15 protein-coding genes and 4 pseudogenes are annotated in these 20141 nt (G+C 70.3%); 6 read left to right on the top strand and 13 right to left on the bottom strand.

What is annotated here, in order from left to right:
• Positions 1-27 precede the first annotated feature (27 nt).
• Genes IE260_RS26045 through IE260_RS26030 form a run of 3 tightly spaced genes read left to right on the top strand, consistent with a single transcriptional unit; the run spans position 28 to position 4107 of the window.
• Positions 28-1518 (top strand): NUDIX domain-containing protein, encoded by a 1491-nt coding sequence (locus IE260_RS26045; RefSeq protein WP_189875934.1) that lies wholly within the window; start codon positions 28-30, stop codon positions 1516-1518.
• Between the two features lie 8 nt (positions 1519-1526).
• Entirely contained in the window at positions 1527-3437 is a 1911-nt protein-coding gene (locus tag IE260_RS41935) for a phosphotransferase (RefSeq protein WP_229881266.1), read from the top strand.
• Positions 3427-4107 (top strand): class I SAM-dependent methyltransferase, encoded by a 681-nt coding sequence (locus tag IE260_RS26030; protein ID WP_189875931.1) that lies wholly within the window; start codon positions 3427-3429, stop codon positions 4105-4107. The genes IE260_RS41935 and IE260_RS26030 overlap by 11 nt, the downstream gene beginning before the upstream one ends.
• A 314-nt stretch (positions 4108-4421) precedes the next feature.
• Here IE260_RS26030 and IE260_RS26025 read toward each other — a convergent pair whose 3' ends face one another.
• The 3 genes and pseudogenes from IE260_RS26025 to IE260_RS26015 all read right to left on the bottom strand — a co-directional run.
• The gene (locus tag IE260_RS26025; RefSeq protein ID WP_189875929.1) at positions 4422-5534 is read right to left on the bottom strand and encodes an SPFH domain-containing protein; all 1113 of its coding nucleotides are present in this window, start codon (positions 5532-5534) and stop codon (positions 4422-4424) included.
• A gap of 29 nt (positions 5535-5563) precedes the next feature.
• The gene (locus IE260_RS26020; RefSeq protein ID WP_189875927.1) at positions 5564-5998 is read right to left on the bottom strand and encodes an NfeD family protein; all 435 of its coding nucleotides are present in this window, start codon (positions 5996-5998) and stop codon (positions 5564-5566) included.
• Between the two features lie 331 nt (positions 5999-6329).
• A pseudogene (locus IE260_RS26015) lies at positions 6330-6503 on the bottom strand (tyrosine-type recombinase/integrase); the annotation flags it as partial.
• Positions 6504-6573: 70 nt separating this feature from the next.
• Here IE260_RS26015 and IE260_RS41925 point away from each other — a divergent pair.
• Positions 6574-6654: pseudogene (locus tag IE260_RS41925) on the top strand (NUDIX hydrolase); the annotation flags it as partial.
• 38 nt (positions 6655-6692) lie between these two features.
• On the opposite strand, the gene IE260_RS41920 reads toward IE260_RS41925, so the two are convergent.
• The 4 genes and pseudogenes from IE260_RS41920 to IE260_RS25995 form a co-directional block, all read right to left on the bottom strand.
• Positions 6693-8084 (bottom strand): serine/threonine-protein kinase, encoded by a 1392-nt coding sequence (locus IE260_RS41920; RefSeq protein ID WP_229881264.1) that lies wholly within the window; start codon positions 8082-8084, stop codon positions 6693-6695.
• Positions 8085-8639: 555 nt separating this feature from the next.
• A complete protein-coding gene (locus IE260_RS26005; RefSeq protein ID WP_189875925.1) occupies positions 8640-8846 on the bottom strand; it encodes a hypothetical protein in 207 nt (68 codons plus the stop codon).
• Positions 8847-9297: 451 nt separating this feature from the next.
• Positions 9298-10029, bottom strand: a pseudogene (locus IE260_RS26000) (dienelactone hydrolase family protein); the annotation flags it as partial.
• Positions 10030-10273: 244 nt separating this feature from the next.
• Positions 10274-10492 (bottom strand): hypothetical protein, encoded by a 219-nt coding sequence (locus IE260_RS25995; protein WP_189875924.1) that lies wholly within the window; start codon positions 10490-10492, stop codon positions 10274-10276.
• Positions 10493-10863: 371 nt separating this feature from the next.
• On the opposite strand from IE260_RS25995, the gene IE260_RS25990 reads away from it, so the two are divergent.
• Entirely contained in the window at positions 10864-12039 is a 1176-nt protein-coding gene (locus IE260_RS25990) for a PP2C family protein-serine/threonine phosphatase (RefSeq protein WP_189875923.1), read from the top strand.
• Between the two features lie 84 nt (positions 12040-12123).
• On the opposite strand, the pseudogene tpg reads toward IE260_RS25990, so the two are convergent.
• The 3 genes and pseudogenes from tpg to IE260_RS25975 form a co-directional block, all read right to left on the bottom strand.
• Positions 12124-12479 (bottom strand): annotated as a pseudogene (gene tpg / locus IE260_RS25985) (telomere-protecting terminal protein Tpg); the annotation flags it as partial.
• Between the two features lie 75 nt (positions 12480-12554).
• Entirely contained in the window at positions 12555-13232 is a 678-nt protein-coding gene (locus tag IE260_RS25980) for a response regulator (protein WP_189875922.1), read from the bottom strand.
• Positions 13229-14308: a sensor histidine kinase gene (locus IE260_RS25975; protein WP_229881262.1), complete on the bottom strand. Its 1080-nt coding sequence runs from the start codon at positions 14306-14308 to the stop codon at positions 13229-13231. Before IE260_RS25975 ends, IE260_RS25980 begins: the two co-directional genes overlap by 4 nt.
• Positions 14309-14822: 514 nt before the next feature.
• Here IE260_RS25975 and IE260_RS25970 point away from each other — a divergent pair.
• The gene (locus tag IE260_RS25970) at positions 14823-17054 is read left to right on the top strand and encodes an MMPL family transporter (protein ID WP_189875919.1); all 2232 of its coding nucleotides are present in this window, start codon (positions 14823-14825) and stop codon (positions 17052-17054) included.
• Between the two features lie 465 nt (positions 17055-17519).
• Here IE260_RS25970 and IE260_RS25965 read toward each other — a convergent pair whose 3' ends face one another.
• The 3 genes from IE260_RS25965 to IE260_RS25955 all read right to left on the bottom strand — a co-directional run bounded on the left by IE260_RS25965 (position 17520) and on the right by IE260_RS25955 (position 20091).
• Complete coding sequence (locus tag IE260_RS25965) at positions 17520-17651, bottom strand: helix-turn-helix transcriptional regulator (protein ID WP_189875979.1); 132 nt, start codon at positions 17649-17651, stop codon at positions 17520-17522.
• A gap of 469 nt (positions 17652-18120) precedes the next feature.
• The gene (locus IE260_RS25960) at positions 18121-19251 is read right to left on the bottom strand and encodes a methyltransferase (RefSeq protein ID WP_189875917.1); all 1131 of its coding nucleotides are present in this window, start codon (positions 19249-19251) and stop codon (positions 18121-18123) included.
• A gap of 111 nt (positions 19252-19362) precedes the next feature.
• Positions 19363-20091: a transposase gene (locus IE260_RS25955; RefSeq protein ID WP_189875915.1), complete on the bottom strand. Its 729-nt coding sequence runs from the start codon at positions 20089-20091 to the stop codon at positions 19363-19365.
• Between the last annotated feature and the right edge of the window lie 50 nt (positions 20092-20141).

Genomic DNA, 20141 nt, shown 5'->3' with positions numbered 1-20141 from the left:
TCGCTCCGCTCCCTCGGAGGTACACCTATGCCGCTGTCGCACGACCACATCCGCACCACCGTCGAGACCTACGTCGCTCGCCACCCGCACGAGCGCGAGCAGCTCGGCGGCCTCATGGACGCCCTCGACTGGCCCACCGACATCGCCAGCCGCTCCGCCTTCTCCGGACACATCACCTGCAGCGCCATCGTCGTCGACCCCCTCGGCCGCGTCCTGCACGTGCTGCACCTGGCGAGCGGGAAGGTCCTCGCTCCCGGCGGACACACCGAGCCCGAAGACGAGTCCCTGGCGGGGGCCGCCCTTCGGGAGCTGCACGAGGAGACCGGGATCCCACCCCAAGCGGTGATGCCATGGTCCGGCTACGAGACCGTGCCGTTCGACATCGACATCCACGACATCGACGCCCGCCCGGACAAAGGCGAACCGGGCCACCAGCACTTCGACCTCCGCTTCCTCTTCCGCCTGCACACGGCGACAAAGGTGCCGGTGACGTTGCAGAAGGACGAAGTCGGCGCCATCGAGTGGCGGTCCGTGGACAAGGTGACCTCCCCCACCCTGCGCGAGAAGCTGCTCAAGCTCACGCACGCCGTCGAACCGGAAATCGCCAACGCCTCAGCCCTGATCTACAACGACCGCGGCGAGTACCTGCTCCACCTGCGCGACTACTTCCCCGGCCAGATCTGGGAGCCCGGCATGTGGTCCCTGCTGGGCGGCGGCCGAGAACCCCAGGACGCCACCCTGGAACACACCGTGCGGCGCGAACTCGACGAAGAAGCCGGCCTCCACATCGCAGACCTGACCCCGTTCGGCGTCGAGGAAGCAACCGACGCCGCCGGCGCAACCGTGTCCATCACCATCTACGCCGGCCGCTGGAACGGCGATCCACGAGACCTCCACCTGACGGAAGGGGTGATGCTGGCCTGGTTCGCCCCTGCCGACCTTCACCGCCTGCGTATCGCGCCCACCACCAGCGACCTCGTACGGCGCCATGCCGCCAGCCTCACGGCCGGCACATCCCACAGCGCCCCGCAAGATGCGGCCGCGTCGAGCGATGAGCGCCGACCGGCCTCCCCGCGCGGCACGGTCCCCAACGTCATCGGCGTCCACCTCTACCTAGAGCGTCCCGACGGAACGGTGCTGCTCGGGCTGCGCCACCCCGACTCCCAGTTCGCGCCCTCCACGTGGCACGTCCTGGCCGGCCACTGCGAGCAGGAGAGCGCGATCACGTGCCTGATCAGGGAGGCCCACGAGGAGGCGGGCCTGCGGATCCGGCCGCAGGACGTCGAACTCGTTCACGTCGTCCATCTCATCGACCGGGCCGGGGACCAGCCCCGTATGGGCCTGTTCTTCCGTGCCCAGACCTGGGCCGGCGAGCCCGAGCTGCGCAAGCCGGGCAAGTGCACCCAGTGGAAATTCTGGAATCCGGGCGCGCTCCCCGACGATCTCGTCCCCTGCACCCGTGTGGTCTTCGAGAGCATCCGTGCCGGCCGCCTCTACTCCGAAACGGGATGGGCATGAGCACGGCCATGTCCACGCACCCGGCCGACCCGCCCCAGGAAGTGCGACAGCTCACCGAGCAGGCGGTGGGGCACATCGCCGCCTGGACGGACACCTCCTGGGACCGCGAAAGCAGCCGGGTATGGCGGGCACGCGGAGCCCACGGCGAGTGGTACGTCAAGGTCCACCAGAACGCTCGCTTCCACCACCGCGAGGTGGAGGCGTACCGCAGCCGGGTACCGCGCCTCGGAGCATCTGCCCCCACACTCGTGGCCCACGACAGCGCGTTGCACGCCGTCGTCGTCACCGCAGTGCCCGGCCATCCCCTGCACGGTCTCGCACACCCACCCGAGCAACGACGACGCCTCTTCCACGAGATCGGCTCCTTGGCCGCGACCATTCACCGCAGCGCAGCGACGCCGATTCCCACGACTGAAGGAGTGCCCGAGCTCGCGAAAGTAGAGAGGCACCTGGCAGCAGCACGCCCCTACCTGAACCGGGAGGACGAGGAGTTCATCCGAAGTACCGTGGCGCGCGCTGAAGAGGTTCCGTCCCTGGCCCGCGTGCCAGCACACGGAGACTTCCAGCTGCGCAATCTCCTGCTGGACGAGGACGGCAGCCTCTCGGTCATCGACTTCGGACGCAGTGAGCCCGGCCCGGCCATCCGCGACCTTGTCCGCCTCTCGGACGCCTGGGCCACGCAGCCTTGCCTCCACGACGCCTTCATGTCCGGCTACGGCCGCGGACTCACCCCAGCCGAAGAGGAATCCTTCGTCATCGACTCCACTCTGGACGCCCTGTCCGGAATCCAGTACGGCGCCACACGCAGCGATGCGGAAACGCAGGAACCGGGGGCACCGCACCCTGGCGCGCCTGCGACCCCAAGGCCACCCCCAGTGAACGACCCCCGGAAGAACCCCGCAGCGAAGCAACCCCGATTCCCCTTCCACGGACCGCAGCCCCCCACGGTTCAGCCACAGCATCGATCGGAGGCAAAGGTGCCCGACGACACCCAGCAGGCGATCCCCGCCGTCCCGAGTCCGACGACAGGAGATGAACCGCAAGAGCACCACATGCACCTGCTCCCGCGGTACTACCGTCAAGTGGAAGCAGGCCGCAAGACGATCGAAGTGAGGGTGGCCACCCCACAGAAGCGTGCCGTCGCGGCCGGCGACACGGTCGTCTTCCACGACCGGGAAACCGGCCGGGAACTTGACGTCATCGTGCAGCGGATCACCCCATACCCCTCCTTCGAGGATCTGCTCCGCTCGGAGAACCCCACGCGCATCAACCCGGACGGGTCTCCCGAAGAGCTGCTCGCCAACCTCCGGAACATCTACCCGCCGGCCAAGGAGAACCTGGGCGTCCTGGCAATCGAGTTCGACCACCGGCCCGGTCGCCAAGGGCGCCCGATTCCCATGACGCCGGCCGAGTACGTCAGGACAGTGCCGCACCACACGGCCTACGGCTGCCTGTACATCCGTGACGAGCACGACCGTCCCGTGCAACTGCGCTCGGTCTACGGCAACCGGCTCTGGCAGTTTCCCGGCGGAAACACGGACACCGGCGAAGACCCCCTGGAGACCGCACGTCGCGAGGCGACCGAGGAAACCGGACTCGAACTCGGCCAGGGCCGGCCGCGTCTGCTGCTCACGCACTACCTCCACCCCGGCCCGCACTGGCCGATGGGCAAGATCGGCTTCATCTTCGACGGCGGTAACCTCACCACCGAACAACTCCGCCGCATCCGCCTCGATCCGGCCGAGCACGACATGTGGGCCGTCCACGACCTACCCGAGTGGCAGCGCCTCATGGGCGAAGTGCCCTTCGCCCGCCTGGAGGCCACCGAACGTGCCCGCACCGGCGACGGACCGCACTACCTCGTCAGCGGCCGGCCCCTGAGCCACGCCCGGACACCCGGGGGCGACCGTGACCGCTGAAGAGCTCAACGCGCGCGCCTGGACCCTCTACGGCCGCCGCCAGCTCGTCCGCGCCTACATGCCGCCCGTCCCGCAGCGGATCAACTGGTCCCCCTGGGAAGGCGTCGGCCCCGGGGCCGAGATCCTTGGCGATATCGCCGGCCGCAGAATCCTGGACATTGGCTCCGGGGCCGGCCACCATGCCGTCCATCTCGCCCAGCGTTACGGCGCCCATGTCACCGGCATCGAACTCTCGCCCACCCAGTACGAGCGTGCCACCTCCACCCACGGCCGCGTGCCCGGCGTGCATTTCGTACGGGGCGACCTGGTCGAATACCACACCGGCGGAGATGGGTTCGACGCCGCGTACGCCATCGGCTCCCTGGCATTCATCGACCCGCACCGTGCGCTGCCGGCACTCCGTAACGTCCTGCTCCCCGGCGCGCCCCTCGTCCTGTCCCTTCTGCACACCGACCTCAATGGCCGCGGCCCCTCCCCCATGGTCCAGCCGCGCGAGCAGACGATCCTGCTCAAAGGCGAGCCGCCCCTGCCCACCCAGATGTGGGTCCTGCGCCCTCGGCTGTGGGAAGACCAGCCCGTCCGCCCGCGCCCACCGCGACACCCTCTGCCAAGCCATGTCCGCGGCAGGATTCGTCAACGACGGGATGGGCCCGGAGTGAAGCAGCCCTGATCGCCTCCCTGCTCCTGCGCCGCAGGAACGCTGTCTACCGGCGCCTGTCCGAGAAGGAGAACCTCGACACGGACGCCGACGGCATCCCCCACATGTACCAGCGCACCGAAGCGGGCGGCGCATGACCTGGTCGCCACCGCGCCGCCACCTGCTCACCGCGGTGCCGGCACTGCTGTTCTGTCACCTGGCCACCATGGCCTCCGTGGAGGGCCGCGCGACGCGGCAAGACGCACCGACGTCAGGCTTCGCTGCCGTCCTGCACCCGACACGCAGGACGGTTACTCGCCGGACACCGACGATGGCCCACGATGGACTCAACCGCCGGACGGCTGCCCCCGGCGCGGTGTCTGGGGCGACTTCGCAGCCTCCGCCGCCTCCGCCTTGGCGTCGCTCACCGCGGCGGCGGCCTGCTTCCCGGCCTCATCAGCAGCCGCGGCGGCATCGAGCGAAGCCGTCCCACCCGCACCGAGCTCCGGAGTGCGCCCTTCGTCCGGCGTGCGGTCGGCGCCGGCGGTGGCCGTTGCCTCAGGTTGCGCAGGTGTGTGAGGACGCACCGTCGACTGATCACCGAACGCGCGGGTGACGGTCCTGACTGCCTCGGTCAGCTCCCCGGGGATGACCCAGAACGTGTTGTTGTCGCTGCTCGCCAAGTGCGGCAGCGTCTCGAGATACTTGTAGGCCAGGATCTTGGGGTCGGCATTGTTGCGGTGGACGGCCTGGAAGACGAGCTCCACCGCCTTTGCCTCACCGTCCGCCCGCAGGATCATGGCTTGCTGCGTGCCCTGCGCCTCCAGGATGTCCTTCTGCTTCGTGCCTTCCGCTGTGAGGATCTTGGCTTGCCGCTCCCCTTCGGCGTGCAGGATGGCCGCGCGCTTGTCACGCTCGGCCCGCATCTGCTTCTCCATCGCTTCCTTGATGGTGTGCGGTGGATCGATGGCCTTTATCTCTACGCGGTTGACCCGGATGCCCCACTTGCCGGTGGCGTCGTCGAGGACGGCGCGCAGCCGGGAGTTGATCTCCTCGCGCGAGGTGAGCGTCTCCTCCAGGTCCATGCTGCCGATGACATTCCGGAGCGTGGTCACGGTGAGCTGATCGATCGCCTGCAGGTAGTCGGCGACCTCGTAGGCCGCCGCCCGGGGGTCCGTGATCTGGTAGTAGAGCACGGTGTCGATGTTCACCACGAGGTTGTCCTCGGTGATCACCGGCCTGGGGTCGGAGGAATAGACCTGCTCGCGCACGTCGAGTTTGGTGTTGATGCGGTCAGCCACCGGCACGACCAGGTTCAGGCCGGGTTGCAGCGTCCGGCGGTATCGGCCGAACCGCTCGATGTTGTAGCGGCGCGCCTGCGGGACGATCCGCACACTGGAGGCCACGAGGAAGACGACCACAAGGGCCGCCACAAGAATGGGGATGACAACTGGATCCACAGTGCCTCCATTGCTGCGTGTTCAGCCGTTCAAGGAAGGAGTTCGCGGGGATGGACGATGGCCGTGGCCCCTTCGATCTCCATGACGTCCACGAACGCCCCCACCGGGATGACCAGGCTCTCGTCGAGGGCGCGCGCGGACCACTCCTCACCGGAGAGCTTGATCAAGCCACGGGTCGCGGTGACCTCCTGCATGACCTCGGCCCGCTTGCCGATCAGCGCGTCGCTGCCCTCGCGTGTGAGGGGCTGCTGTGCCATATGCCGCATGATGGGACGGACGATGAGCAGGCCCGCTGCCGCTGTCGCACCCAGGGCCAACAGCTGCCCGAGAAGGCCGATGCCCACACCGGCGACTACGGCGGCAACCAGCGCGGCACCGGCCAGCAAGCCGAAGACCAGTGTCAGGGTGAAGAACTCCGCGGCACCCAGTGCCGCGGCGGCGAGCAGCCATACGTACCACGGCATCGAATCGCCCTCCTTCGGGGCCCTCTTCACCAAGCTACCGCCCGGACACGCCGGGCAGAACAGACACGACAGCCGTGCTTATTGATCACTGACCACCTACCCGGGAGCGAGCAACAACGGTCACCAGCGGTGCGCACCCGCTCTCCCGGGGCCGCCACCGAGTCACATAAGCACAGGTCAACGACTACGCCGACGCCTGCGGGCCGTCGCTTGCCGAGCCAGAGCGCGAGTTCGACTCTCGTCACCCGCTCCATGTGAAACCCCAAGGTCATCGACCCGGGGGCCAGACCGGTGAGCGTGTGCCGCACCACAACCGCACCATCAGCTCGCCGCTGAGGTCCGCCTCGACCTGGGACAGCCAGATCTCAGCATCCTTCCTGGTCGCGAAGGTCTCTTCCGCACGGATGCGCTCACCGTCGGGTCCCAGGTACGAAGCCGTCCACCGTCCGGGCCGGTACTGCCGCACCGCACCGAAGCGCCGGCGCCTGCCCTTTTTGCTGGCCATCAGGCAGCCCTCCGCAGTCCGGCACGGCGGAGCCCCACCGGTTCCACGGTGTGGGCGGCAAGGTATGGCCTTGCGCTGCAAGCCCTCCGGCGGCACCGAACGCACATCAAGCGAGTCGACAGCCGTCTCCTGGCTCACCCCCGACGAGGTCGAGCATGTAACGGCGCGGTGGGGCTCGGCCCTCGGCATCTAACGGGTCGGGCTTGGGCTGGGCGGTGCGCCGGTAGCCGCGCCGCCACTCGAGGGACTTGGTGACGGTGGCGCCGTGCCAGTGGTTGGCGCCGCCGATGGTGTCGTCCGGCTGGGGCCAGTGGCCCCGGCTGCAGTCGGCGTGGATCGTGGCGGCAGTGACGCCGATCCCGGCGGCCTCGAGCTCTCGGGCGATGTAGAGGCGCTGCGGCTCGAGCTGGGGGCAGCCGCCGGAAGAGAAGCGTCGAGTTTTCCGGAGACGGGCGGGGCATGAGATCCGGTTGGCGCAGCCGCGGGGTGGGACGTGCCCACTGTCCCAGAGGGGGGCTGAGCGCCGTGCGATCGTGGTGCTGGGAGGGCACCGGGCCCGCTCTTGGCCGTCGCCGTGCCGGAGGGTGGGTGCGTTACGGCGGGCGTCGGTGCTGCCCGGTCGTCGCTTCCGCTGGTGCCCGATGTGACGGCGAGGGTCGTACCCAGGGCCAAGAGGGCCAGGGCCGAGCCCGCTGCCAGGCGCCGGCTGTGGCGGGTGTCGTCGGCGAGGTTGCGCCGGGTGGCCGCCGTCTGCTGAGTCCGTATGTGCTCCTGCGCGTCGGAGTGAGCGGCCGGCGGCGTCGGAAGGCGCGCCTCGGTGGGTGCCGAGAGCGGCAGGGGGTACGGGTCGGGTCCGGCGTGCTGGGAGGCGAGGACTTGCGCGCACTGTTCGGCGTCCGGGCGGGCCTCGGGGTCCTGGGCGGTCATGGCCCGCAGCAGGGTCGCGAGGTCCGAGGGGAGCCAGGTGGGGACTTCGGGTGGGCGGTGGAGGCGGGCGACTGAGGATTCCAACGGGGTGCCCTGGTACTCCAGTTCGCCTTTCAGGCACTCCAGCAGGACCAGGCCGAGGGCGTAGACGTCGGCGGCCGGCCCGATCCACCTGCCCTCGACCTGCTCCGGTGCCAGGTAGGCGGCGGTGCCTATCAGCACGTCCGGTGCCGTATGGCGGGTGGCATTGACCAGGCGTGCGATGCCGAAATCAGCCAGGTGAGGATCGTCGGCCGCATCGAGGAGGACGTTCGACGGTTTGACGTCCCGGTGCACGACGCCGGCCCGGTGGACATGGGCCAGCGCCCGCGCGAGGGCGGCGCCCATATGTACCACACGCCGCTCAGGCAGCGCTCCACACGCCAAAAGGCTGCGCAGCGTGGGGCCTTCGATCAGTTGCATGACCAGATAAGTGCGGTCGTCGTCGCGGCCGGCGTCGTAGACGGTGACCAGTCCCGGGTGCTGCAGGCGGGCCAGAAGGACAGCCTCCGCGGTGAGACGGTCCTCGGTCTGGGGGTCGGGGCCCGGCCGGAAGACCTTGACGGCCACGGGCCGCCGAAGGCGCGTGTCGACGCCCTCGTAGACGTCGGCCATGCCTCCGGACCCGATTCGCGCGCCCAACCGGTAGCGGCCGGAGAGAACTTCGGCGGACTGCTCATCCGCAGGACCCGGCGCGGGCGTCGGAGGGGTTGCTGATTGGCGGGCCTTCATCTGGTCCTCCGTTGCTGTCGCCGCGTACCGGACTCGGCCATGTGCCGTGCTGCGAGGCGGGTACCCCTGGCCTGTGTCAGATATCCGGACCGCTTCTCCCGGTGGCTCGCACGTGCGGCAGGGCAGGCAAGCTGCCTGCCGGGCAGTTGGTCATCGTCGCCGGCCAGCTCATGTGCGGGCTGTCACGATGGCCAGCGTACGCACGGCTGGGGTGTCGAGCGTCAGCATTGCCACGACGCGCTCAGGTCCTCGATGACCTGCTCGATGGTCGGTCGAGTCCGTATCCGAGATCGTGGAGCATCTCAGCAGATCGGCGGCCTGGGCTCGTCGGCCTGCGCACGGCAGCTGCGGGCCGACCTCGCCCTGCAGGGGCACCGTCACGGCATTCCAGGGCCCACCATCCGAATCCCAGGCGAGTGGGCCCTGCCTGGCCTGTCATCACGAGCCATCGACGCCTGCGGAAGGCGGGCGGTGGTCCTCTCGCTCGGGCGCGTGGTCCGAGTGGGGGCGCCGGGCTTCAACCATGATGCGGCGCCATGACCGGATCACATCGGGGACCTGGTCAAGCAGGCCCTTCAAGGCGAACATGAAGATGGACACGGCGCCAGCCGTTGCCAGAATCCCCAGGACGATCTGCGCATCCATGCGTGGGCCTCTCCTCCGAGTGGAGGGCGGCCGAGCTGAGCGCAGAACTGCATGCAGAGTGGCAGGTGTCTCAGGTCGACCACCCTGAAGACGAGTGATCAACTGAGGCCCTGCCGACGCACAGGCCATGTCTGAAATTGTCGCGATTGACGCGGTGTCAACTTGGTGTCACACGCGCGCCCGAAAGGGACGTCGGACCCATTCCCGTCGCGGCCAGCTCCGCTGACCGTGCCTTACGGACTCTAGTTGCAAGTTGCCCTGTTGTCTGCTCTGTCGCCGATTCCGGCATCGGACAGTGACAGTAATCCGGTATTTACTTCGGCAGTTGCGAACGCTTCTCCGTGATCGAGCATCCGCTCGAATGTGGTTCCGCTGTGCGGACTTGAGGGGAGGGGACCGTCAGTGCACGACGCGGACCAGGCCTGGCGCCAGGCTGTTTGCCTGGGTCATGCCCCAGATCCTCCGTCACGGGCAGGCACTCGGCGAGCAGGTCGACGACGTCGCGCCAGGCTCGCTGCGCGTGCTGTGGGTGGTAGCCGACGCCGGGGACCGTGGGGTGGTCGACCGGCGGGTGGTGGAAGGCGTGTAAGGCGCCGCCGTAGACCGAGAGGCGCCAGTCGACGCCCGCGGCCTGCATCTCGGCGGTGAACGCGTTCCGTTGCGCGGGCGGCATGATCGGGTCTTCCGACCCGACCCCGGCCCACACCGGGCAGCGAATGCGCGCTGCCTCGCCCGGTCGGCCCGTGGTCAGTGCGTTGACTGTCCCGATCGCGCGCAGGTTGGCGCCGTCGCGCCCGAGTTCCAGCCCGACGGCGCCCCCGGTGCCGTAGCCGACGGCGGCGATCCGGTCGGGGTCGGTCCGCGGTTCGGTGCGCAACACGTCGAGCGCCGCATGGCCGATGCCCCGCATCCGGTCGGGATCAGCGAGCAGTGGCAGGCAACGGGCCAGCATCTCCTCGGGGTCGCCCAAATAGCGCCCGCCGTGGAGGTCGAAGGCCAGCGCTGTATATCCCAGTTCGGCGAGAGCATCGGCCCGGCGGCGTTCGACGTCGCTGAGCCCCATGCCCTCTGGTCCGAGCAACACCGCGGGCCGGCGGTCGATACCGGCCGGGAGCGCGAGGTGCCCGATCATCGTCAGACCGTCCGCCGGGTACTCGACCGTACGCGTCGTAATCGCCGTCATGAGACTGGACTGTAGTGATCGTCGGGCCCGGCCCGGCCGGTGTTCTGCCGCTGGCAGAACAGCGCGCGTGTGTGTCCCTATGAAATGCGGGGCCGGGCCCTCAGGGCTTCAAGATCATCTCGTTGCCCCTTTGGCGCGTACCTCGGTCACACCCCAACCCGTCGGCTACTCCGCCAGCGGGCGCCACGTCCCACTCCGGTTCCCCGCGATTCCACCCCGAGAATCCGCGAACCCGTCGGGCTTGTCACCCGGTCGACTGGAAGTACGTGGAGGACGCCGGTTGGATCGAGTCGGCCGAGACGTACGGGCAGTAGGTCCGCGGCAGCCGGGCCCGAACCCAGTCGGGCTCTTCACACAGGCGTCGGCGCACGGTCTCGAAGGACTCGATGGTGTTGGCCGGCCGCCAGTCGTCGGCTTTGCGGCCGCTGACCTGCTGCAGGGTCTCCGGCCAGCAGCTCTGCACGCTGACTGGTGTCGGAGTCCTCGTCGTACCCGCCAAACAGGTGCGCGTGTCGGGCCGGCGGGCGCGGTGTCGCCAGGCGGGGGCGCGCCGGTCGCCGCTCCCCCGGCGCCTGCGGCCTCTGCGGCTCGCAGGACGGTCTCCCGCAAGGGATGGCCATCCGGCCGGCAACACGCTTCTGTCACGACGGAGTGGCGCGCAGAAGACCTCACGTGGCAGTAGACGTCCAAAATCACCCGGGCGGACGCACTTCGGCGCGGGTACGGCCAGCCTCCCTCCGGCATTTCAAGCAGATCGGATGATCGAGGACGCCCGTCTGTCGCGGCATGCGGCATTCGCACCGTCCGATCTCACCGCCACTGGAGGATGCCCGCATGTTCGGTTCCTTGCGTGCGGCGCTGGTCCACGCGGAGGGCCGTGCGGGCCGGGACGACAGCACCTCGATCCGCACGCCCCCCACGCGTGCTGTCGTACTGGTGACGATCGCGGCGACGGTGGTGACGCTCGTCCTGGGCACGGTGACCGGGACCGCCGTGCTCCTGCTGGGGCTGCTGGTGTTTCTGCCCGCGTTCGCCGCCGCGCTGTGCACCCCGCGCCAGACGGCGCTGGTCTCCACCTGGGTGAGCGTCCTCGTCATCGTGCCCGTGGCTCTGTCGGGAGAGCGGCTCGCCGACCGGGTGATCCTGGCCCTGTTCGCCCTCGCCTTCGGCGCGCTGGCCGTCTACGGATCCTGGCTGCGCATCACGCGCGAGGGGGAGCTGGTACGTCTGCGGTCGACCGCTGCCGCGATGCAGCGGCAGATCCTGCGTCCGCTGCCGCTGCTCACCGATGACGTACTCGTGGACGGCGTGTACGAGCCGGTACAGCAGGACAAACTCGTCGGGGGCGACATCTACGACGTGGCGGCCACTCCCTGGGGCACCCGGGTACTGATCGGCGACGTCCAGGGCAAGGGACTCTCCGCCATCGGCATGGCCATCGACGTAGTCGGTGCCTTCCGTGAGGCCGCTCACCGCGAACCAACGGTGACCGCGCTCGTGGACTCGCTCGAGGCGGCGGTGGTCCGCCACAACGGCTACGCCGAACAGCGTGGTGAGCCGGAACGATTCGTCACCGCCGTCGTCCTGGGGGTGGACACCGGCACCGAGGCCCAGCTCGTCACGTGCGGCCACATCCCGCCCTACCTGCTGAACGACGGGGCCGTCACAGCCGTGGGCGCCGGGACGGAGCATGCGCCGCTCGGCCTGGCGGACCTCGTCGACGAGCCGCGCACGGTGTCCTGGTTCCCTTTCCCCGCCGGGGCGACGCTGCTGCTGTGCACCGACGGTCTCACCGAGGCCCGCTCCCCCGCGGGCACCTTCTATCCGCTTGAGGCACGACTTGCCGGCCGCGTCGACATCACTGCGGGCCGGCTCCCTTACTCACTCGTCGACGATGTCCACGCCTTCACCGAGGGCGCGCAGCAGGACGACCTGGCGGTTCTCGCCGTGCGCCGCTCGCCGCACCGGATCAGCAGTACATGCGCCAGTGCCGCGCTCCCAGGCGGGTGAGCAGGGACCCGCCCGCCGCCGGCAGGAGCCGCGAGCGCTCCGGATCAACTGGCCAGGGACCGCCCGCAGTTGGAGGCGCTGCTGCTACAGGTCGGACTCGACGTGCTCGATGCCGGTGAAGCGGACCTCTTCCAGGGAGCCGGCGCGGCGGCCGCTGTCCTGGAAGTAGACCTCTTTGAGTCCTTCGGCGGCGATCTGCTGCAGTTTCCGGTCGGGGGCGCCGGCCTGCTGGGCCTCGAAGAGGCGGGCGGCGTACTGCGGGGGCAGCGCGACGGTCAGGTGCCGGAGGCGGGCGTCGTCCGTCGTACCGACGGGCGCGGTGTAGCCGATCCTGGCCCGGGTGCCGATGACGATGCCGCCGGTCGTCGCGCTCGCTGCCGGGCCCGGGCCCTTACCTGCCGCTGCCACCGCTTCCTCACCTCGCGCTCCAGGCGCGCGGCACTGACCGCCGCAGGTCACACGCCGGGCTCGGGTCCTCCCTTGAGGCATCCGGGCCCGGCTGCCCCGGCCCAGGTCTACGCCTCCCGCCGCGCCGTGACCAGGCCGGTCTCGTACGCGGCGATGACCGCTTGGGCCCGGTCACGGACCCGCAGCTTGGCGAAGAGGCCGGTGATGTGGTTCTTCACGGTGGAGGCGCTCACCCCGAGCCGGTCGGCTATCTCCGTGTTGTCCAGACCGCCGGCGATCAGCCGCCACACCTCCCGCTCACGCGGGGTGAGTCCCTCGGTGCCGGGGGGAACCGGGTGCCGCGACCGGTGGGCAGGGGCCTTGACGTGCGTGGAGATCAGGCGGGTCAGGAGCCGTGGGGCGAGGATCGCCTCGCCTTCGTGGACCACGTGCAGGGCGGCGACGAGGTCCTCGGGCGAGATGTCCTTGGGCAGGAAGCCGCACGCCCCCGCTCTGAGGGCGTCCACGACGTACTCGTCCATGTCGAAGGTGCTCAGGGCCAGGACCCGGCAGCCAGGCAGTTCGGTGGTCAACCGTTCGGTGGCGGCGATACCGTCCAGGACCGGCATGCGGATGTCCATGATGACCACGTTGGGTCGGTATGCGTGGGCGAGGCGGACCGCCTCGGCGCCGTCCCCGGCCTCGGCCACGACCTGGAAACCGGGTTCGGGGGCCAGCATCAGGGCGAGGCCGCGTCGGACGAGGGGCTGGTCGTCGGCGATGAGCACCTTCACGATCGCGCTCACGTGTACGCCTCCTGGCGGTCGGCGGGCAGGGGAAGGCTGGCCCGGACGGCGAACCCGCCGCCCTCCGGTCCGGCCCGCAGGGTGCCGCCGTGGAGGGCGACGCGCTCCCGCATCCCCACGAGCCCGTGGCCCGTTCCGCGTGCGACGGAGCGGCCGGGACGCGGGCCGTCGTCGGTGACGGCGACCCGCACCTCGCGGGCCGCGCAGGTGAGTCGTACGTCGACGTGCGCGCCGTCGCCCGCGTGCTTGCGGGCGTTGGTGAGAGCTTCTTGGACGATGCGGAAGACGGTGAGCGCGACACCGGGCGGGAGCGAGTGGGGGTCGCCCTCGGTGGTGAGCGTGGTGGGCAGGCCGGCGCGGCGGCTGTCCTCGACGAGGCGGTCCAGGTCGCCGATGCCGGGCTGCGGTGCGATCGTCCCGCCCTCGTCCCCCTCCTCGCCCTCGTCGCCGGCCCGCAGCACGTCGAGCAGGTGACGCATCTCGCGCAGGGCGGAGCGGCCAGAGCCCTCCAGGGCGACGAGTGCCTCGCGGGCGGCATCCGGGGACCGGTCCAGGTTGGCCCGGGCGCCTCCGGCGAGCAGCTGCATCGTGGTCAGGTGGTGGGCGACGACGTCGTGCAGCTCCCGGGCGATACGGCGCCGTTCGTCGGAGACGGCCCGCTCGGCGAGCAGCCGCCGCTGGGCCTCGGCGTTGCGCTGCCAGCGGCCGACGGCGACGGCGGCGCCGGCCACGAACAGCGCGGACGCGGCGTTGGGGGCGAGCTCGATCAGGGACGGCGCGGGTCTTCCGGGGTGGACGAACTGGAGCACCGCGACGCAGCCGGCGACGGCCGCCGCGCCGGCCGCGGCTCTGTGGTGACGAACGGCAGTGTAGAGGGCGACGATCGTGGCCGCCCCGTAGTGCTGGCCCACGGAACTGAACCAGCTGACCGCCAGGTTCGCCGCGAGGACGCACGCGAGGACTGTCACAGGCGCGCGGCGGCGTGCCAGCAGGAACAGCGAGGCGACGACCGTGACCAGGCACCCGGCCACCGGGACATGGCCCTGGTCCATCTGGCTGGTGACGGTGAAGCCCACGAGATCGATGGCTGCGGCGCCGGCGGCGACGAGTCCGTCGTGCTGGGTCCACAGTCCCGGCCCTCCGGTTCGGCTTGCCGTCGCGGCCCTATCGGGACGCGTCCCGCTCGCACGGCCCGGCAACCCGGCACCGGGCGCGTCGGCCCCGCCCGGTGCCCGGACGGCGCACCCTTCGTTCACGCTTGGTCCCATCTCCGCCCCCTGTGCGCGTCCATGCTTCTCCGCGGCCGTCGGAGCGGCCCGATGACCTGCGGTTCTTCCGCCGAGTGTCCCATGGTTGCGGTGCGCCGGGCCCGTGGCCTCCACCGGGAGCAAGAGGGACCGGGAGCAGGCTCCCAGCGGCGCGACGGTTCGGGGCCGTGCTCCCAGAGGGTTTCTCGTTCTTGGCTCCGAGTTCCGGGCCGCGCGTGGCTGATGTGCTGGACGAGTGCCGGGACGACCCGGCAGAGGCGCCGCCTGGGACGTCCGCGGTCCCGTGGCACCTGTACTCCCGTACCCTTCCCGGAGGCTTTCCGTGATCCGTTCCCTGACCGGATTCTCGACCCGCAGACCTTGGCGGGTCATCGTCGTGTGGGCAGTGGTCGGCATCTTCGTGACGATCATGGGTCAGGCGCTCGTCTTCCGCGTGACGCACACCGACAGCGCCGGCTTCCTGCCACCGCAGTACGACGCGGCCGCGGCGCTGCGGATCGCCCGGGAGGAGTTCGGCGCCCAACCGGACGCCAATGCGGTGACGGTGCTGGTGGCGCGGCGCGACGGCAAGCCGCTGCGGGACGCGGACGAGCAACGCGTACAGGACGTGGCGCGTGAACTGAGCGCCACGCGCCTGCAGATGCCGTGGACGGACGAGCAGATACGGGGGCTCTCCGAGGACTACTCCCAGGTTCCCCGCGTGGCACTCATGACGACCGCCCCGGACAAATCGTTCGCGCTGCTCGACGCGCGGCTGCGGGGCAACTCCACCGACCCCAGCATGCACTCCCTGTACCGGGTCTTCCACGACCGCGCACAGCAGGAGTTCGGCGAGGCCGGGCTGCGCACGGGGTTCACCGGCGGCCTGGCGGACGTGGTGGACCGCGCCGACGCGGAGGAGACCACGCAGACGGTGGTCGGTCTGCTGGTGGTCGGGCTGATCGTTCTGATCAACGTGCTCGTGTTCCGCAGCGTCCTGGCCGCGTTCGTCCCGCTGTTCGCGGTGACCGTGGTGGGGGGCGCCGCCGTCGGCACGGTCGTGGGTGCTGCCCTCCTGACCGGTTTCGAACTGGACCCGGGCACCCCGAGCATGATCGGCACCGTGCTGATCGGCATCGGCGTCGACTACTTCCTCTTCCTGTTGTTCCGCTTCCGCGAGGAGCTGCGACGGCGCCCGCAGGAGCATCACCGTCTGGTGGCCGCGGACGTGGCCGGGCGGGTGGGCACGGCGGTGACCTCGGCGGCACTGACGATCGTGGCGGCCTTCGCGACGCTCGGTGTGGCGACGTTCGGTCAGTTCCGGGTGCTCGGCCCGTCGGTGGCGGTGTCGGTGCTGGTGATGCTGGTGGCGAGTCTGACCCTGATGCCGGCGCTGCTGGCGGTGACCGGGCGGAAGATGTTCTGGCCGTCGCGGATCCTCTCGGAGAAGGCCGCGCGGCCCGGCGCGGCGGGCCGTACCGGCGAGTTGGTGGCGCGCCGCCCGGTGCTGGTGCTCGTGGCGTCGGTGGCCCTCCTCGGCGCGCTGGCGGTGGGTGTGGCGGGCGTCCGCATGGACTTCGGCACCGGCGGCACCCCGCGCGACACGGCGGCCGCCGCGACGGCGCGGGAAATCGCCGGTGCTCTGCCGCCGGGAGTGTCCGACCCGACGACGGTGTACGTCACCGCCGACGACGGCCGGGTCCTGGACCCCGCAGAGCTGGGCGTCGTGCACCGGGCGCTGTCGGAGGTGGCCGGAGTGGGCAAGGTGGCCGCCCCCGTGTTCGACGCCGACCGCACCGCCGCCCGGCTGGACGCCTACTTGACGGTGGACGCCCAGTCGCAGCGCGCGCGGGATCTCGTGGCGGGCCCGGTGCGCCAGGCCGTACGGGAAGCGACGCCCGCCGGACTCACCACGCACGTGGGCGGCACGGCCGCCGTGTTCGCCGATGTGGCGACGGCGGTCGACCGGGACCTGCGGACGGTGTTCCCGGTGGCGGCGGCACTGATCGCGCTGATCCTGGTGGTGCTGTTGCGCAGCCTGGCGGCGCCCGTGGTGCTGATGCTCGCGGTCGGACTGTGCTTCGCGGCGACGTTCGGCGCCTCCGCGCTGGTCTTCCAGCACATCGGCGGCGAGGCGGGCGTGACCTTCGTCCTGCCGCTGGTGCTGTTCCTGTTCGTGGTGGCGTTGGGCACCGACTACAACATCCTGATCAGCGACCGTCTGCGTGAGGAGATGGCCCACGGGGGCCCCGTCCGCGCCGCCGTGGCCCGCGCGGTACGGCACACGGCGCCGGCCGTCGCCACGGCCGGTGTGGTCCTCGCGGCCTCCTTCGGCAGCCTCGCGGTGAACGCGGATCCCGCCACTCGTCAGCTGGGCTTCGCCACGGCCCTGGGCATCCTCCTGTCCGCCTTCGTCGTGTCACTCCTGCTGGTCCCGGCGGCCGCGGCACTGCTGGGCCGGGGAATGTGGTGGCCGGTGCGCGCGGCACGAGGCCGGCGGGACGGGATCGGCCGCGACACCCCAGAGCCGCGAGGACGCCGGACGGAGGCCCGGCCGTTGTCCGGACGGTCCTGACGGCGTCCACCTCGCCGGCGTCTATCAGCGCTTCGCGCAGCCGCACGGCGGCGCCGGGCATCGGCCCGTCAGTTCCGCCGCGGACTGGAGCAGGCGCGGGGGCGTGCCGGAGTGGGGCGGCCTGCGGTCCCCCCACGTCTGCGCCGCGCTGCGCCGGCAGGACGCGGACACCGGCCGGCCCTCCCCCGCGGCCACCGCTGCGGGAGAGGGCCTGCCCCGCCTCCCCGGCCTGCCCAGTGCCCTGAGCGAGTGCTCCAGGCGCGGCAGCCGGACCTCACGACCGGCTGTCGGCGGCGCGCGGGTCAGGCGGCCCGACCGGCAGACGTCGGCGCAGCGCGGTCGAATCCAGGGCCATCCGGATCCGGTCCCTCCCTCAGCCGCACACCATCCGCCTCGCTCCCACAGCCCTCGCCCGAGCCAATACGCGGCCGGGTTCCGGAAAGCGCCTCCCCGGTGCCGGAGAGGTCAGGGGCCTCGGTCGTGAGAGGGCAGGGTGCCGCAGCGCTGCCGGTAGTAGGCGGCGAAGCAGCTCTGGTGGAAGAAGCCCCAGCGCATGGCGATGTCGGCCACGGTGACACCCGGGAGCTGCTCCGCCAGAAGGTCCTGGTGGGCGCCGCGAGGCGCAGGTTACGCAGGTGGGGCGTCATCGGCACGCCGTGATGGGCGCGGAAGGCGTTCTGCAGGGAGCGCAAGGGCACCCCGGACAGGCGGGCGGGCTCGTTCGTGGTGAAGGGGTGGGCGGGGTCGGCCTCCATCGCGTCGGTGACGCGCTTGACGCCCCCCGGCACCCGTAGCCGGACGCCGGCAAGCCCTTGGCCACTGGCCCGACCACGGCCGCACGGACTGCCACTCGCGAACCCGGCCACGGCAGGTCACTGGTGGCCTTGTTCACAAGTTGCGAGTTTGACGTCACTGAGGTGGTTGCCGCAGGAGCACCAGTAGGTGTTTTTGTTCCTCAGGCTTGGCGCGGAATCGGGTCATCCCGTGGGCGCGGCGAGGCCACCCACGGGATGTGCTCACCTGGTGAACTGGGAGGCGAGATGCCGTTGCGTGATCGGAGCGCCGGTCATGCCGTCAGACGCCAGAGGGACGTGGTCTCGGCGCTTCGTGCTGTGTGGAGGGGGTCGGTGTCGTCCTTGGAGCGTGGGTGCCGGGGCTTGGTGTCGATCTTGTCCACGACGCGGAGGCGTGCTGCCCGGATGGCGTCGAGCAGTTGCTGACGTGTCCGGAGGCCGAGGTGCTCTGCCAGGTCGGACAGGATGAGCCAGCCCTCGCCACCTGGCCGGAGGTGGGCCGACAGTCCAGTGAGGAAGCCGTGGAGCATGGTGCTGTCCGGGTCGTAGACGCCTTGCTCGATGGGGCTGGTCGGACGGGCGGGGAGCCAGGGAGGGTTGCACACGATGAGGTCGGCGCGGCCTTTAGGGAACAGGCCGGGACCCGACACCTCGATACGGTCGGTCAGGGCGAGCCGGTGGGCGTTCTCCCTGGCGCAGGCCAGGGCGCGTGGACTGATGTCGGTGGCCACGACGCGGTTGATTCCGCGGCGGGCCAGGACCGCAGCAAGGACACCGGTTCCCGTGCCGAGATCGAACGCCGTACTGGTGGCGGGCCTGTGCAGGGCCGCCGGTGGCAGAGGCGCATGGGCGACGAGGTCGACGTACTCACCTCTGACCGGGGCAAACACGCCGTAGTGGGGGTGGATGCGAGTGCCGAGCGCCGGCACGTCGACCCCTTTCAGGCGCCACTGGTGAGCGCCGATCACTCCCAGCAGTTCCCGGAGAGAGACCGACATGGGTCCCTTTGGGGGGCCGTAGGCTTCCAGACATGCCTGGCGGACGTCGGGAGCCCGGCGCAGCGCCAGGGTGTAGTCGTCGTCCAGCAGTACCAGGAGCCTTCCGAGGACACGGGCGCGGTGACTGCTGTTGCGTCGGTGCAGGTGGAAGGACTCGCTCAGGGAAGTACTGGAACTGGGCGTCTTGCGGTCGAGGCGGCGGCCCATCGCCTGCAGCAGTTGCCGGGCGTTGTGGAAGTCGCCTTGCCAGAGCAGGGCCGTTCCCTCACACGCCTGGCGATAGGCGTCGTCGGCCTTCATCCGGTCGTCGGCGACGACGGTCCGCCGTGGAAGGGGGGCGGGGTTCTCGGAATGCCAGCGGGCGGACTGTCGAGTGTTGCCTGTGGTCCAGTGGATGGTGGGCACCACGTACTCCTCGTGGTCGAACGTGCAGGGGCACGAAGAGCACTTCGACAGGGAGCAGGCTGAACCCACGCATGTCCATCGGACAGGCGTGTGCGTTGAGGCAGGTGGCCGTTACCGCTCTCGCGTCGAAGCGCGAGAGCGGACGTCCCAGACAACCATGCCGAGCATCAGAGTCATCCCTTTCAAAGGAGTGGCAGCAGGCTCCCACAGGTGCTGCTCGGCTTCCAAACACACCAGCACGGCCAGGTCAGCGGGTGGGCTTCTTTGTCCAACTGTCGGTGCGGGGGCTTTACGGGTGAGACGCCTGGTCATCCGCCGGGGCAGGACGACGAAGCCCTTGGTGCCCTTGGCCCGGGAGACGATGCGCAGAGTGAGACAGAAGCGGTCGCGGGCCCAGTCCACGAGGTCGCCGGCGTAGCCGCGGTCGGCCCAGATCTGGGTGATCTGCGGCTGAGTGAGGCGCAGGCGCCAGAAGACATCGCGGGCGGCGTCGCGGTCCTGGATGTCGGCGGGCGTCACCGTGATCATCACGGGCAGGCCGAGCGTGTCCACGGTGATATGTCGTTTGCGGCCGTTGATCCAATGGGCAGCAGTTGGAGCCGGAGAAGCCTCGTCCTGGCCCAGGTCGATGAACCCTGAAATCGAGAGTGGCTCGATGGTTGTGACTCCAATCGATGGCGGGAAGGACGGATTGCACTCGTCGTGGGTCCCGGGGCCCGGACCCCTTGAATGCAGAGCCGAGCCGCCGCTCCTCCCGCCGTCCAGGTCACGTTGCTTGCCGAACTCCCACTCCACATCGGACAGTTCATGGCGACGTATCACCCGGCCGTGATCCACCACCCGAATCACGTGACGATACGTCCGGCGGCAGTGACGGTACGACCTGTCGC

This window comes from Streptomyces viridiviolaceus (genome assembly GCF_014650995.1).
Taxonomy (GTDB): Bacteria; Actinomycetota; Actinomycetes; order Streptomycetales; family Streptomycetaceae; genus Streptomyces; species Streptomyces viridiviolaceus.
This window is presented reverse-complemented; position numbering and strand designations above follow the sequence as displayed.

Coding starts and splice junctions, on each gene's coding strand:
- IE260_RS41920 (WP_229881264.1), bottom strand. CDS start 8,084: ATGGCCGACGTCTACGAGGGCGTCGACACGCGCCTTCGGCGGCCCGTG.
- IE260_RS26045 (WP_189875934.1), top strand. CDS start 28: ATGCCGCTGTCGCACGACCACATCCGCACCACCGTCGAGACCTACGTC.
- IE260_RS26020 (WP_189875927.1), bottom strand. CDS start 5,998: ATGCCGTGGTACGTATGGCTGCTCGCCGCCGCGGCACTGGGTGCCGCG.
- IE260_RS41935 (WP_229881266.1), top strand. CDS start 1,527: ATGTCCACGCACCCGGCCGACCCGCCCCAGGAAGTGCGACAGCTCACC.
- IE260_RS25990 (WP_189875923.1), top strand. CDS start 10,864: ATGTTCGGTTCCTTGCGTGCGGCGCTGGTCCACGCGGAGGGCCGTGCG.
- IE260_RS26005 (WP_189875925.1), bottom strand. CDS start 8,846: ATGGATGCGCAGATCGTCCTGGGGATTCTGGCAACGGCTGGCGCCGTG.